This is a genomic window from Iodidimonas nitroreducens, assembly GCA_000710935.1.
Classification (GTDB): Bacteria; Pseudomonadota; Alphaproteobacteria; order Sphingomonadales; family Rhodothalassiaceae; genus Iodidimonas; species Iodidimonas nitroreducens.
In genome coordinates this window covers 1-14,646 of sequence record BAYV01000018.1, presented here as the reverse complement: position 1 = coordinate 14,646, position 14,646 = coordinate 1, and the positions used below count along the sequence as shown (strand labels likewise).

Annotated in this window: 11 protein-coding genes; 1 reads left to right on the top strand and 10 read right to left on the bottom strand. The window is 54.6% G+C overall.

The features are described 5' to 3' along the window. Positions 1 to 80: 80 nt before the first annotated feature. The 10 genes from clpA to AQ1_RS08540 all read right to left on the bottom strand — a co-directional run bounded on the left by clpA (position 81) and on the right by AQ1_RS08540 (position 13,533). Positions 81 to 2,426, bottom strand: a complete 2,346-nt coding sequence (clpA, locus tag AQ1_RS08585) for an ATP-dependent Clp protease ATP-binding subunit ClpA (RefSeq protein ID WP_042086324.1) — start codon at positions 2,424 to 2,426, stop codon at positions 81 to 83. Positions 2,427 to 2,509: 83 nt separating this feature from the next. Next, on the bottom strand, positions 2,510 to 2,836 hold the full coding sequence (gene clpS / locus AQ1_RS08580; RefSeq protein ID WP_042086323.1) for an ATP-dependent Clp protease adapter ClpS: 327 nt from the start codon (positions 2,834 to 2,836) through the stop codon (positions 2,510 to 2,512). Positions 2,837 to 3,153: 317 nt separating this feature from the next. After that, complete coding sequence (locus tag AQ1_RS14520) at positions 3,154 to 4,080, bottom strand: phasin family protein (RefSeq protein WP_052371137.1); 927 nt, start codon at positions 4,078 to 4,080, stop codon at positions 3,154 to 3,156. 210 nt (positions 4,081 to 4,290) lie between these two features. After that, positions 4,291 to 5,688 (bottom strand): phosphoglucomutase/phosphomannomutase PgmG, encoded by a 1,398-nt coding sequence (pgmG, locus tag AQ1_RS08570; RefSeq protein WP_042086321.1) that lies wholly within the window; start codon positions 5,686 to 5,688, stop codon positions 4,291 to 4,293. Positions 5,689 to 5,717: 29 nt separating this feature from the next. Beyond that, positions 5,718 to 6,476: a DnaJ domain-containing protein gene (locus AQ1_RS14515; protein ID WP_052371136.1), complete on the bottom strand. Its 759-nt coding sequence runs from the start codon at positions 6,474 to 6,476 to the stop codon at positions 5,718 to 5,720. Next, on the bottom strand, positions 6,473 to 7,246 hold the full coding sequence (locus tag AQ1_RS08560) for a vWA domain-containing protein (RefSeq protein WP_052371140.1): 774 nt from the start codon (positions 7,244 to 7,246) through the stop codon (positions 6,473 to 6,475). Before AQ1_RS08560 ends, AQ1_RS14515 begins: the two co-directional genes overlap by 4 nt. Positions 7,247 to 7,341: 95 nt before the next feature. Then, entirely contained in the window at positions 7,342 to 7,842 is a 501-nt protein-coding gene (locus AQ1_RS08555; RefSeq protein WP_042086320.1) for a PAS domain-containing protein, read from the bottom strand. A gap of 368 nt (positions 7,843 to 8,210) precedes the next feature. Continuing rightward, positions 8,211 to 9,527: an HlyD family type I secretion periplasmic adaptor subunit gene (locus tag AQ1_RS08550; RefSeq protein ID WP_161760516.1), complete on the bottom strand. Its 1,317-nt coding sequence runs from the start codon at positions 9,525 to 9,527 to the stop codon at positions 8,211 to 8,213. Between the two features lie 74 nt (positions 9,528 to 9,601). Further along, positions 9,602 to 11,803 carry a peptidase domain-containing ABC transporter gene (locus AQ1_RS08545; RefSeq protein ID WP_042086318.1) on the bottom strand — a complete coding sequence of 734 codons (2,202 nt, stop codon included), beginning with the start codon at positions 11,801 to 11,803 and terminating at the stop codon, positions 9,602 to 9,604. Next, positions 11,800 to 13,533, bottom strand: a complete 1,734-nt coding sequence (locus AQ1_RS08540; RefSeq protein ID WP_161760514.1) for an ABC transporter transmembrane domain-containing protein — start codon at positions 13,531 to 13,533, stop codon at positions 11,800 to 11,802. Before AQ1_RS08540 ends, AQ1_RS08545 begins: the two co-directional genes overlap by 4 nt. A gap of 375 nt (positions 13,534 to 13,908) precedes the next feature. Here AQ1_RS08540 and AQ1_RS08535 point away from each other — a divergent pair. Further along, the coding region (locus AQ1_RS08535; protein ID WP_042086316.1) for an Ig-like domain-containing protein at positions 13,909 to 14,646 on the top strand (738 nt) is incomplete at its 3' end.

The following is a 14,646-nucleotide window of genomic DNA, read 5'->3' as shown; positions in this document are numbered from 1 at the left end:
AATTACAAAAAAAGCATGCCTTATCCAAGACATGCTTTTTTGCGTAGAGGCGATCGGCCAATGATCATGCGCCCATGGGGCTATTCAACAGGTGCGGGCCTTGGCTTCCGCTTTTTCCGATTGCCCGGAGGGGCGGCATTGGGGGTGATTTCGAAATCGATCTTACCATCAATCAGCCGGATTACCACCTCGCCGCCTTTCTGCAGGCGACCAAACAGCAATTCATCGGCCAGCGGCTTTTTGATATTTTCCTGGATCACGCGGCCAAGGGGGCGGGCACCAAAGGATTTATCATAACCCTTTTCCGCCATCCATTTTTTGGCATCTTCCGTGACCGAGATCATCACATCGCGCTCGGCAAGCTGAATTTCCAGTTCAAGGATGAATTTCTCAACCACCCGCGACACCACTTCGGTCGGCAGATAATCAAAGGGCACCACGGCATCAAGGCGATTGCGAAATTCCGGAGTAAACAGCTTCTTGATGGCTTCTTCGTCTTCGCCCTCGCGCTGATCGCGGCCAAAGCCAATAGCGGTTTTGGCCATTTCAGACGCCCCGGCATTGGTGGTCATGATCAGGATCACATTGCGGAAATCGATCTTTTTGCCATTATGATCGGTAAGGGTGCCCGCATCCATCACCTGCAAAAGCAGGTTAAACAGATCGGGATGCGCCTTTTCGATCTCATCAAGCAACAAAACGGAATGGGGATGCTGATCCACCGCATCGGTCAGCAGGCCGCCCTGATCAAAGCCGACATAGCCCGGAGGCGCCCCGATCAGCCGGGAAACCGTGTGCCGCTCCATATATTCCGACATATCAAATCGGGTGAGTTCAACCCCCAAAAGCAGGGCAAGCTGGCGGGCCACTTCGGTTTTGCCCACCCCCGTTGGGCCGGAAAAAAGATAAGAACCAATGGGCTTGTTCGGCTCGCGCAGGCCCGCGCGCGAAAGCTTGATGCTGGCGGCCAGGGCGGAAATCGCACGATCCTGACCAAAAACCACACGCTTTAAATCGCGTTCGATATTGGCCATCACCTTGGCATCATCTTTCGAGACCGATTTCGGCGGAATCCGCGCGATCTTGGCAACCACGGCCTCCACATCCTTCACCCCAACGGTTTTCTTGCGCCGGGATAAGGGCAGCAGCATCTGGGCCGCACCCGTTTCATCGATCACATCAATCGCTTTATCGGGCAATTTGCGATCGGTGATATAGCGGGCGGATAATTCTACTGCGGCCTTGATGGCATCGGCGGTATAGCGCACCCGATGATGCTTTTCAAAATAGGGCTTTAACCCCTGCATGATCTTGATGGTATCGGGCAAAGTGGGCTCGGCCACGTCGATTTTCTGGAAGCGCCGCAAAAGGGCGCGATCTTTTTCAAAATGACCGCGAAATTCCTTATAGGTGGTGGACCCGATGCAGCGGATCGCCCCGGATGCCAAAGCGGGTTTCAAAAGATTTGAGGCATCCATGGCCCCGCCCGATGTGGCACCCGCGCCGATCACCGTATGAATTTCATCGATGAACAAAATCGCGCCGTCATGATCTTCCAGTTCTTTTACCACCGCTTTCAGGCGTTCTTCAAAATCACCGCGATAGCGGGTGCCAGCCAGCAGCGATCCCATATCAAGGGCGAAAATCGTGGCATCGAGCAGCACCTCGGGCACATCACCTTCAACGATCTTGCGCGCCAACCCTTCGGCAATGGCGGTTTTCCCAACGCCGGGATCACCCACGAACAGGGGATTGTTCTTGGATCTGCGGCACAGAATCTGAATGGTGCGATCAATTTCGCTTTGTCGTCCGATCAGGGGATCGATTTTGCCAATGCGGGCCCGCTGATTGAGATCGACACAATAATTTTCAAGGGCGCTGTCGCCTTTTTTCGGCTCATTCCGATGCGCGGATTCCGGGGCGCCGGGGCCGCTTTCCTCATCCGTTGCGCCGCCAGATGCCGCCCGCCTGTCGCCCTGCTGGGGTGATTTGGCAATGCCATGGCTGATATAGCTCACGGCATCCAGCCGGGTCATATCCTGTTGTTGCAGAAAATAAACCGCATGGCTTTCGCGTTCGGAAAACAGGGCAACCAGCACGTTGGCACCGGTCATTTCCTCGCGCCCCGAGCTTTGCACATGCAGGATGGCCCGCTGCACAACCCTTTGAAATCCGGCTGTGGGGGTGGCTTCGATGCCATCATCATCAATTTTCAGGCTATCAAGTTCTTTATCCAGATAACCGGCAAGATTGGCGCGCAAAATATGAATATCGACATTGCAGGCATTGAGAACGGCGGCAGAATCTTCATCATCCAGCAACCCGAACAATAAATGCTCAAGGGTTGCATATTCGTGCCGGCGCTTATTGGCTTCCGCCAGGGCGCGATGGAGCGTTTGTTCCAGATGTGGTGAAAAACTCGGCACGGTTCGGTATCCTTTATCTCAAAAAACGTGATGACGGTCATTCAACCGGTTCGCGCTCGTCCTCCTGATCCTGTCATCACATCTCACTCTTTTTCAAGGGTGCATTGCAGGGGATGGTGATGTTTTTGCGCATAATCCACAACCTGCGTTGCTTTGGTTTCGGCAATTTCATAGGTAAACACGCCGCAAACGCCCACGCCTTTTTGATGAACATGCAGCATCACCTGTGTCGCCTGCTCTGATGACATCCTGAAAAAGCGCTTCAAGACATGAATGACAAAATCCATCGGCGTATAGTCGTCATTCAGCATCAGAACCTTGTACATGGATGGTTTCTTGGTTTTGGGCTCGGTTTTGGTCAATAAACCCGTATGGGGTGCACCCGTGCCATCCTGTTCATTCTCAGACATAGATATGTACTTTACGCTCATTTTACCAGCCGCTGCCTTGCCTGTCTGAAATGGCCCCGCTTTTTTAAATACATCTCGGGCGCGAGCCCCAACTGTCCATAGATAAGGCAAGGCCAAGGGAATAACACCCCCTTCACAACACAGTTTTTAAAAAAGCTCGAATGACATGGCCCCAATCCTTCAGGCATCAATCATGATCATGCAGATGTAATCTTAACACAGCCATAACGCTGCGCAGAACACTTGTTTCTGCGCAGCTCTAGTCTTCGGTGCCTGGCGCCGCCGAAGCCATTAAAAAAAGAAGCGGATGCGGCGGCTTAACGCCCCTTCATCTGATCGATCAGAACGGAAAACTGTGTGCTGATGGGATTGATGCTTTGCTGGCTGGCGCGAATCCATAATTCCGTGGCGACGGAACATTCCTTCATCAGATCATCGCAGCAATCCTTGAAATACCCGATCTGGGCCTCGCTGGCGCTGAGCGGATCTTTTGCATCGCGTAAACGATCAATGAAGGAATTTTGCCTTTGGCCGATTTTTTGGGCCAGACCGGAATAATGATCGGTCATATTTTCAGCACGTTCGGTCGCAGACAGGGCGGCATCGAGGAGATTACTCAATGTTTTTTGCTGCATATTTATCATCGCCCCCATGCTGCCAAACAGATCGCTGACAACGCGCTGGCCAAGATCGGCGGATAGATCAAGCTCATCATGGGCCACCGATACGGATTTTTTGGCAGATGTCGCGGGTTTTGTGCTTTTGGCCGGTGTCTTTAGCTTTGCCGAAGCTTTGGCGGCAGATTTGGACGCTGTTTTGCTGCCATCTTTATCTTTTGCGGCATGAAGGGTGGCTTCAGCAAACACCCGTTCGGATTCGCGCACCGACGTTGAGGACGATGCTTTCACGGCTGATTTCATAGTTGGCTTTGGGGCAGCTTTTGGCGCTTTTTTGGGAGCCGTTTTGGCCGTTACCGTTTTCACTGGATCAGCCTTAACCGTTTCCGCTTTTGGGGCGTCGGCTTTGGGCTCATCAGCTTTGGGGGCTGTGGTTTTGGCGGGCTCTGCTGCCTTCACCGCAGCTGCCGCGACCTCCACAGGCTTTGCTGCCGAAGCTTTTGGGGCCGTTTCCGCCTGAGCCGGTGGGGTGCCCCCCGCCGGAGCAGCCGATTTTTCCGCCACATGCGCCGTGGCCGAGGGGTCGTTGGCCGTTTTTTTGCCGGGCTCTGTGCTGTTTTGCGTCATGTCGCTGCTCCATAATCAGCTTTGAATATCGCCACTGTTCGGGGTTAAAATTAACCCATCGGTGCGCAGGGCGTCAAAAGATTTTTTTGCAGTGCAGCATAAAAGGCTGATGGCGTTCATGAACTTGCCCTCAGCCAAAAGGGCAAGGGCACAGATTCTTCTGGCTTAGGCAGGCGAATCAGCAGTCAATGGTTCAAAAAATTCAACCGGTCATAGATCTTCGGGTGGGGTGATGCCGCTCAAGACCAGTTGATCGCGCAAAAGACCCTTCAGCCTTAAAAGGCCGGCTTCATCATGGGATTCAACCCGGGCCACCAGCACATCCTGGGTATTGGATGCCCGCAAAAGCCACCAGCCATCATCGGTGATGACCCTGACCCCATCCACATCGATGATCTTGGCACCTTGCTCCTGAAGCCGGGCGCGAACCCCTTCGATCACCGGATTTTTGCGCTCTTCAGCGCAGGGAAAGCGCAGTTCGGGGGTATTCACCAATTGCGGCATGGCATCGCGCAGGGCGGCCAGATCGCCCCCTTGGGCGGCAATGGCATTGAGCAGCCGGATGGCCGCATAAAGGCCATCATCATGGCCATAAAAGCGATCCTTGTAAAAGATATGGCCGCTCATCTCGCCCGCCAGCGGGGCCCCCACCTCGCTCATTCGGGCCTTGATCAGCGAATGGCCGGTTTTCCACATTTCCGGCAGCCCGCCCGCATCCCTGATGCCATCAAACAGCATCTGGCTCGCCTTCACATCGGCAATGATCGGAACACCGGGTTGGGTGGCCAGCAGATGGCGCGCCAGAACCAGCAAAAGCTGATCCCCCCACACCACCCGGCCATGGCGATCCACCGCCCCGATGCGATCCCCATCGCCATCAAAGGCAAGGCCCAGAGACAGATTTTCAGCTTTGACCAGCGCTTTTAATTGTTCGAGATTTTTTTCCACCGTGGGATCGGGGTGATGATTGGGAAAGCGGCCATCGATGGTTTCATTGATCACCAGATGCCGGCCCGGCAGTTTTTTGACCAAAGCCGCCACCGCATCGCCCGCCGCCCCATTGCCCGGGTCCCAACCCACATCAATGGGCACAGCGTCCTCGGGCAGGGGATCGAAATCGCGGGCCAATCGCTCGATATAGCGATCAAATAAATCCACCGGCTCAATCACCCCTTCGCCGCTTTCAAAATCGCCCTTTGCAGTCATCTCTCCCAGATTTTGAATCTGGGCGCCATAAAAGGGCTTCGTGCCCAGCATCATTTTGAGGCCATTATATTCGGGCGGATTATGGGAACCGGTGATCATCAGCCCGCCATCGGTGGCCAGCTCATGCACGGCATAATACATCATCGGCGTGGGCCCCAAACCGATCATCTTTACGGTGATGCCGGTGGATATCAGCCCTTCGATCAGGGCATCCGCAAGGCGGACCGAGCTTTCGCGTCCATCATAGCCCACTGCCAGACTGCGCCCGCCCCCACGGCGGACAAGGCTGCCAAAAGCCCGGCCCAGCGCCCGCACATCGGCTTCGCCAAAGCTTTCATCCACCACGCCGCGAATATCATATTCCCGCAATATCGTGGGGTCGAGGGGATGGGATCGGGTCATCGGGGCTATCCTTGGATTTTGTTTCACATTTAATCGCGCAGCAGGCGATCTTTGGCTTCATTCAGTTTGGCCGCAAAATAGGCGCTGCCGCCCTGATCGGGATGCACTTTTTTCATCAATCGGTGATAGGCGGCTTGAATATCCTGGGGGCTGGCATCGGCTGGTACCCCCAAAATCGTTCGGGCTTCATCAAGGCTTATCGTACCTGCGGCATCGGACTTTCCAGCCTCATGGGCTTTAGCCCTGCGCCATGAAGGCCCATGATTGCGGTCCAGATAGGCTTCTAAAAGGCGGCTGCCTTCCGGATCATGATCATAAAGATCGTGCAACAGGCGGATGAGATCATCAAAAGAAAGGGCACTGAGCTTCACCCCTTGATATGGCCCGTCCAGCACCGTTCCCTCGATCTCGCCGCTTTCATGATCCAGATGCATGGAAAGCCACAAGCTCGTGACATCGGAGCCAGGGCTTGATGCCTCTTCATCCATCGAGCCATCCGCGCTTTTGTTCGTGTTTTGCGACGCGCGCGGGCGGTTCCATGAGGCGCGCGCCCCAAACAGGCGTAAAAGCGCCGCCAGCTTGAAAAGCCCCGCCGCCGCCGAGGCCAGAACAGGCAGGGCCACCAGAAATTTGCCAGTGATCAGTAAAAGCCCCCCAAAAAGGCCAAGCACCGTTAAAAGCGTGAGAAGGGCGGCCCGGGCCACCCGATCCGGCGGCGCCTTGGCAAGGCTATTGAGGGAAAACAGCAAAAGCACAAGGCCGAGGACACCGGCCCCCAACCAGATCATGGGCGGTGCCCTTTCATCTGCTGCAAGAGACCAAGGGGGCGCTTCATCTGTGCTTCCAAGGTGCTGAGGGCCGCCGCCCCGCCCGAGGCATAGGCCGAAACGGCTTTTAAAAGATCACGCAGTTGATCGGCGCTTTGATGATCGAACGGGGCATAGGCCCCCCCCGAAAGCCGCGCCAATTCCATGAAGGCGGTTCTTGCGACCGCATCCGTGCCTTCGTGAAACGCAAAAATAGGCACCGATAAAAGCCCCAATTGGCCCGCCAGATGGCACAGATCATCAGCCTTTTCCTCGCAGGCATCGCCTACCAGAACGATGGCATTGATCGGTGCCGCCGCGGGGGCATCTTGCAGGCTTTTGCGTTGCTCACGCAGGCAATGGCCCAGCACCCGACCGATCTGGGTCATCCCGCCCTGGCATGTCAATCCGCGCATCAGTTTTGCGAGGGCCCGGCTGTCCTGCACCCAAGGGCTGGCCTTGCATTCCCGATAGCCCCGGAAATAGACCAGCTGCACCGATAAAGGGGCGCGCCCTTCGGTGGCTTCAAACATATGGCTTTGAATATGGGTGGCTATATCCCATGTGGGTTGGCGGCTCAAAGTAGCATCAAGGGCAAAGATCAGGCGCCCGGATGGCTGGCCGGAATAGCGGGATGGGGTTTGGTGATCGATCGTGGCCAGATCGTTGAGAAAACGATCAATCCCGGAGGCTGGGTTTGCGGGCTTCCTCGATTGGCACGAAGGCTGGCCTGCAGGTTGGGAGAATGGCATTTTCCTGCTCTTGATCATGACCCCCGACCGCTGTTGCCTGTGCTTCATGCAAAGATGGGCGTAAAAGCCCGATGTCGCAAGAGCTTCGCCGCCCTTTATGACATCAGATGCAGCAGGCTATTGGTTTTGAGAAAATCAGCCATGGGCGGATTGGGAAGAATGGCGGAAATCATCTTGTCGATCAGATTGTCATCCGCCGCGCAGGGGAGGATCAATCGTTCCAGCTTGCCACCGATATCGGGTTTTGTATGCACCGCCATCATCGGCTGGCCGTTTTCCAGCGTAGCATAGAAGGGCTGCAAAATTTTGGTGGGGAAGTTTGACGGCCTTGTGGGGTGCATGATCTTATGGGTCATATCCTCGCCATCCCAAGCGACGACCTGCGTGCCCACCAGATCGGGATAGATTTCCTGCGTTTCATGATTGACCGAACAGATGATCAAAAATCCCAGCCATGGCCGAAAATCGGCAAAGGAAAAATCTTTTCTGTTGGGATAGCGGTTTCCCGCTTTTTTTTCATCCCACAGCATGAACAGATTCTTGAGTGATGGATTAAGAATATCGGCTTTTGTGACGGGAAAGATGGCTGTTTTCATACTGACGTCTCAAAAAATAAATTATATAAACTCCATACTTAACCGATAAATACAGGAACTCATGTTGAAATAACAATATAAATATCCGTTATTCATAATATATTATTGAAACTTATGCGGTTATTTATCGGCATAATTGCATTTCAATAAATTTTATGTTGTAAATTCTTTAAATAATTTATCCCTATATAGTGTATTTTTATTGATTATTTTTGTTTCAGGAGCAATTAAGGTCGGCAGAGTGGTGTGCAGCCTTTGCGCGCGAATCTATCTTAGGGTGCACTTTTTAAGAAAAGGGCCCCTGCACTAAAAACAAAGACGTGTGGACGGGTCCAGAAAACCCGTAGGCAAAAGTGACGTAAGGATTTTCAGCGTTCGGAAAAGGCCCCCGACATTGATTGCTGAACGGGCCGCCATAAATAGGCAAGCAGGCTTTTTTCGCCGGTTTTGATATCGGCGACCAGGGTCATGCCCGGAGTGATCGTATTATTTGCCGGATTTTCGCCAACAAAGGTTTGATCGATGCTGATCATCGAGCGGAAATAACTGACACCCTCCTCATCGATGAAGCTGGTGGCAGAAATGCTTTTCACTTTTCCGGGAACACCACCAAAGCGTGCATAATCATAGCTATCGATTTTCACTGTCACCGGCTGGCCGGGTTTGATATGCCCGATATCGCGCGGGCTGATCCGGGTTTCCGCCAGAATCTGCCGATCATTGGGCACGATGTCGGCCAGCTTTGCCCCGGGCTGCACCACGGCACCGGGACCGGTAACGGCCAATCCGGTCACCGTTCCAGCCACGGGGGCGCGCACCACCGTTCTTTGTACCCGATCCGAAAGCCGGGTCAGTTGCTCCTTGATTTCAGCCTGCTCATTGGAAAAGCGCCCCAATTCCTCCAAAGCATCGCCGCGCAGGCGTTCTTCCATTTCCAGCAATCCGCCGCGCGCCTGCGCAATTTCGGCTTCGGCGCGGGCCATATCGGCGCGGGTGCGGGCGATTTCCCCCTCAGTCTGATTGAGCCGCCGTTGGGTATCGAGGAAAACGATCTTGTTGGTCAGGCCCTTGTCCAGCAGGGTTTGGCGCATCTCAAGCTCTTCCTGCAGCAAAAGAACCTGCTTTTTAAGCATATCATGATGCTCGCTCAGGCTCAGCGCTTCTTGCTGGCGGGATTGGATCTGGGCGTTGCTGATCGCAATCTGGGCATTGCGGGCATCGATCTGTGTTTCGTAAATGCGCTGTTGATCCCTCACCAATTCGGGATAATTTTCCACATAGGCGGAAAAATCAGGCTCATCATTCAGGGCAAAGGCGCGCAAGCGTTCGATCTGCAAAGCGAGCGAGGCCTCGCGCACCTTGAGGGCCAGATAATCGGAACGCGAAATGGTTTTATCCATGGTCAATAAAGGATCACCGGCCTTGACGATTTGGCCCTCTTCAACCTCCACCGAGGCGACGATCCCACCTTCCAGATGCTGTACCGGCTGCACAAAGCTGATTGGTGAAACCGTTCCCCTTGCGGCCACGGTTTCATCAAGCCGGGTAAGGCCAGACCAGATGATGAACAGGGCAATCAGCGCGGCGATCACAAAAATCAGCGCCGCCATGCCCATCGAAGGGCCGGTTTCTTCAAGATAAACGGATCGGCTCAGCACTTCGCGATCATAAGCATTGATACGCATCAGGGACCGGGAGCTTTTTTTGTTCAACATGGCTGGCGATCTTTTGATGGAGTGTTCAAAATCGGGGTTTTGGCTCATAAAAACTTGCCTTCGGATCGGGACAGGCTCTGCTCGGGCGCGCCCTCAGCGATCAGGATGCCCTTTTCAAGATGCAAAACACGATCAGCCAGACGAATATGGCTGGGGCGGTGGGAAACCATGATGATGGTTTTCTCACCCCGCAAATTCTGGATCATCTGCACCAAAGCCTGATCCCCCGCATCATCTAGGGCTTGTGCCGGTTCATCGAGCAGGATCAGTTGGGCATCGCGCAGATAGGCGCGGGCCAGGGAAATGCGCTGGCGAAAGCCCGCATTCAATTGCCACACGGTTTGATCCCCAAAACGGGTTTCGAGCCCATCGGGCAGGCGGGTGATTTCGTCCCACAAACCGGCCTTGCGGCAGGCGTCTTCAATCTCGCGTTCGCTCACCACGGGGTTGGAAAAGCGCAGATTTTGGGCCAACGTGCCGTGAAAGACATGGCAATTTTGCGGAACATAGGCGATCTGCTGGCGCAATTCCTGAGGATCGATCTGGCGCACATCAAGACCATCGATGCTGACCTGACCGGCCTGTGCCTCATAAAGCCCGGCGATCAGGCGCAAAATGGTTGATTTACCTGATCCATTCGATCCCATGATAGCGATCATCTCGCCGGGATCGGCCTTGAAACTGATGCCCAAAAGGGCGGGATCGGTATTGGGGCGATAGCGAAAGCTGACCCGGGTGAAATCAATGGCCCCGGCCCATTGACGGATGATCCCGCCGGAATGATGACGGGTTTGTTCGCCGCGTAATTGCATCAGCTGATCGAGATGCCCCACCGTCATCGAGATTTGTTCGGCGCGGGTGAGGGTGAGAAACAGATTCTGGATGGGGGCGAGAATCCGCCAGACCAAAGCCATCACCGCGATCAGCCCGCCGGCTGTGAGCGTGCCCCCGATCACCAGAATAACGCCATAGACGATGGTGCCGCCGCCAGCGATCATCATGATCAATTGCGACAGGGATTGCAAAGTGAAGGCAATCTGGCCATTGCGAAATTGCTCGAGGCTGGTGGTCGCAGACATCTCACGATAGCGATCAGACCAGCGTTCGCCCGCACCGGCTTCGCGAATGGTTCGCAGATTGGTCACGAATTCGACCAGAAAGCGATATTGCCGGGATCTTTGGTTGGATGTGCGGGCCACGGATCGCTTCAGGGATGGCAAGGCGATGGCCCCCATCAGAATGAACACTCCGATCATTACAAAGGGGATGAGCACCAGCCAGCCTGCCAATAAGGCGATCACCAGCAAAAACACTCCGATGAAGGGAAGTTCGAGCAGCACGGTCACCAGCGTGCCCATGAAAATATCGCGCATGCTGTCGAATTCACGAATGCGCGAAATCTGGCCGCTCAAGGGTGCGGATTCCGTGCGGGTGATGGGCAGGCTCAGAATTTGCCGGAAGACACTGCGTGAAATAATGAATTCCAGCCGCCCGGACATGAAGGCAATGGATTTTCCGCGAAAAATGCGGGTGATCAATTCGATGAGGGCGGCCAACCCCACCCCGATGACCAAAGGCACGAGCAGGCGCGGAGAGCCCGACGCCACCACCTGATCATAAACCACCATGATGAACAAGGGCCCCACCAGAGCCAGCAAGTTGAGCAGGAAGGTCATCCCCAAAAGCCGCATGATCCGGGGCCGCATCCGGCGCAGGATGGCGCGAGTCCAGTTGTGTTCGGGGCGCGGGGCATCCTGATCGGTGGGAATTTCAGTGATCAGAATGACAAGGCCCGCTTCCAGGGGCTTATCAAGAATTCGCCAGACATTGTCATCCCCGGCAAAAATCTCGAAAATGCCCTGTTCATTGACGCTCAAAGCACTGGGATTGCCTTGATCATCGAGATAAAGGCACGGCATCAACCGGGGGTCGAGGATTTCGCCCTTTTTGATCGGACGCTCGATAGTTTTAAAATTCAGATCCGCCAGAACATTGCGCAGGCTGGCCAGATTGAGGTCGGATGCAAAATGCGGCAGGGCTTCGCTCAGGCTTCGCTGGGTTCCGCGCCATCCCCGGGCATCGAGCAGGGCCATCAAACAGGCGGCAAAGCCTGATCGGGCGGTGAAATCACCCAAAGAGCCACGGCGGATGGCCGAAGCCAAAGCATCTGCATCCTGATGGCTCAGGGCCGCATTAGGGCGAATGGACCCACGATCAGAGCCGCGCGGAGATGCCGGAGCATTCATCTTTGGGGCTCCTCTGAAGGCACAAAAGGCGCTGTTTTCATGGGCAAAAGCCGACCACCTTCAAGGCTATAGCGCCGATCGGCCAAGGCCAGCAGGGAGGGCCGGTGGCTCACCAGAATCATCGCGCAATCGCCTTTCAAACTGCGCAAGAGATCGCATAAAGCGCGATCGCTTTCGCCATCAAGGCTGGTATTGGCTTCATCGAGCAAAATCAGCCCGGGGCGATGGAGAATGGCGCGCACGATGGTAATTCTTTGGGCAACGCCTGCGGGCAGGATGGCCGTGGTGCTATCGCCGATTTCGGTATCATAGCCATCGGGCAGGCGGGCAAAAACCTCATCTAAAAGCAGCTTTTGCGCCAGTTCCAAAGCCCTTTGCATGATTTTGGGCTCATCGGATTGAAACATCGTCAGATTATCGAGCACCGTGCCGTGGAATAATGTCGGCCTTTGGGGCACATAAGCAAGCTGGCGAAAGATGCTGGCGGCTTCATAATCTTCGGGGGGCTGACCATTGAGCAAAACACGGCCCCGGCTGGGGCTGATCTGCCCGGCCGCCAGATGCAAAAGGGTGGATTTGCCGCAGCCATTCTGCCCGGTGATGCCGATGACTTCACCGCGTTCCAGATGCAGATCGATGCCTTTTAAAACATCATCGGTTTCAATGTCGGGGGCATCATAGCGAAAGGCCGCCCCGCGCAATTCAAGAGATTGAAAGCGATCCATCACGAACTGACCGCGCGATTCCGCGGGGATGGCATCGATATCGCGCAGATTCTCTTCTGCCAGACTGACCGATTGAAATTGCGACCATAAGCCCAAGGCCCGCAAGGCAGGCTGCACCGTGCGCCCGGCAAGCAATGTGCTGGCGGCCAGCGCCCCCATGGTCATCTGGCCATCTATCACCAAAAGGCTGCCAAAGGCGACGATTGCGGCCAAGGTGAGCTGGCTGGTCAGGGTCCCCACGGTTTGGGCATGGCCGGACAGATCAGAGACTTCGGCACTGAGGGAGGCATTGGCTTCCAAAAGCCGCTCATAGCGCCGCAGCATCATTTTTTCCATGGCCATCGCCTTGACCGTGTGAATGCCGCTCAAAACCTCGATCAGAAAGCTGTAGCGTCGGCTATCCCAATGATGGCGCTGTTCAATCTTATTTTGCAGGCGCTTGCCCAATCGCCAGGCAATCAGGGCCGCAACAACCAGCATGAACAGGGGAATGAGAACCAGCCACCCGGCAATCAGGGCCAGAATTCCCAGAAAAATAACGATGAAAGGCAGATCGACGAGGACGAGGCTGGCCTGGCTTGCATAAAATTCGCGAATCTGGCTGATGCTCGATAAACGGTCGAGATGGGTGCCTGATGGTGTGGCTTCGATATGCGCCAGATCGCCGCTGGCCAATCGGTGCATGGCAATGCAGCCGGCCTTATGTTCATATTGCGCCCCGGCCCAGCCCGATAGATGCGCCCGGGCGATTTTCAAAACAAGATCGATGATCAGCGCTACAAAAACCCCAAGGCTGAGCATGGCAAGGGTGGATAATCCCTCATAAGGCAGAATCCGATTATAAACCTGCAAGATCATCAAAGGCAGGGCAAGCGCCAGAAGATTGATGGCCAGAGAGGCGAGCAGGACCGGTCTGTTTGACATGGGCAGGAACTGACGCCAAAGCTGATGCAGCATATCGCCATCCTGTACGCCAGCCGGTGAGAGTGGCGCCGAAGAATTCATTTCGGTTCCGTTAGGATTATTCATCGGCCTGCCATGGGATTGAACAATTTCATATCAAATCTGGTTTTTTGACTTCATAAATTGCCGCTTATCAGCTTGGGGCGTTGGATGCTTTCGCTGATATAATCGGAAAAATTATTTTAGCGCATAGACGATTAACAAGTTTATACGCAACTGCAAAGATAGATTGTATTTAAACTAAATTTTATAAAACTACACAAAAATCAGTGAGTTAATAAAAATTTTAGATGATTTCGATCCAATGGGCTTTATGATAAGAAAAGTTTTTAGGATTCTTGGGGGCGCAGGATTTCTGATGCGCGTGTCTGATGCATCCCAGATGCTTTTGTGCCTTTGATTTAAAGCGAGAATGACATGGCTGATAAAACATTTTCAGAAGATAATCTGCGCAATGCGGCTACCGATCCGGCCCTGTTCAGGGAAACCGAATCGCCTGCCGATGCGGAGAGAGGCTTTTTGCCCCCTGATGAGCCCGGGCTTTTTGAAAATGCGGAATTGACCAATCAGAATGTTCATATCGGCGCACCGGATCGCGGGGAAGGGTTCCTCGTAACACCCGATGAAGGGGCGCTTGTGGACAGCCCGCTTCTGGATCGGCAATTGATCCTTGATCGCGATACGCCCTTAGTCTTTGATCGCGACACCCCATTCCGCTTGAGCGATGGCAGCGATCCTTTGTTCATCCCCAATGCACAGAATTCCGGTAATGCCTCGCCGCCCGCCAATCAGGGGCAGGTGGGGATCAATCAGCTTGCGCCTGAGGGCACGGTGACTGCCCCTGCTGCAGTGGATGGTGCAACTGTGGGGCCACAGGCCTTGGTGGGCGTCGATGGCCTTGCCGTCGCCACGGCTGCGGCCAATTCCGATCCTTTGGCGCAGGCCGGAACTTTGGATGCGGTGGAAGATGGCGGCGTGGTTATCGGGCAATTGGTGGCCACCGATGTGGATGGCGATATCCTCACCTATGGCCTGATCGAAGGGCCTGCTGAAGGCACGGTGGTGGTCAATGCGGATGGCAGTTTCAGCTTTGATCCCGGTGAAGGCTTTCAGGATCTGGGGGTGGGCGAAACCCGGGATGTGCAATTCACCTAT

Coding starts and splice junctions, on each gene's coding strand:
- clpS (WP_042086323.1), bottom strand. CDS start 2,836: ATGTCTGAGAATGAACAGGATGGCACGGGTGCACCCCATACGGGTTTA.
- AQ1_RS14520 (WP_052371137.1), bottom strand. CDS start 4,080: ATGACGCAAAACAGCACAGAGCCCGGCAAAAAAACGGCCAACGACCCC.
- pgmG (WP_042086321.1), bottom strand. CDS start 5,688: ATGACCCGATCCCATCCCCTCGACCCCACGATATTGCGGGAATATGAT.
- AQ1_RS14515 (WP_052371136.1), bottom strand. CDS start 6,476: ATGATCTGGTTGGGGGCCGGTGTCCTCGGCCTTGTGCTTTTGCTGTTT.
- AQ1_RS08560 (WP_052371140.1), bottom strand. CDS start 7,246: ATGCCATTCTCCCAACCTGCAGGCCAGCCTTCGTGCCAATCGAGGAAG.
- AQ1_RS08555 (WP_042086320.1), bottom strand. CDS start 7,842: ATGAAAACAGCCATCTTTCCCGTCACAAAAGCCGATATTCTTAATCCA.
- AQ1_RS08550 (WP_161760516.1), bottom strand. CDS start 9,527: ATGCGTATCAATGCTTATGATCGCGAAGTGCTGAGCCGATCCGTTTAT.
- AQ1_RS08545 (WP_042086318.1), bottom strand. CDS start 11,803: ATGAATGCTCCGGCATCTCCGCGCGGCTCTGATCGTGGGTCCATTCGC.
- AQ1_RS08540 (WP_161760514.1), bottom strand. CDS start 13,533: ATGAATTCTTCGGCGCCACTCTCACCGGCTGGCGTACAGGATGGCGAT.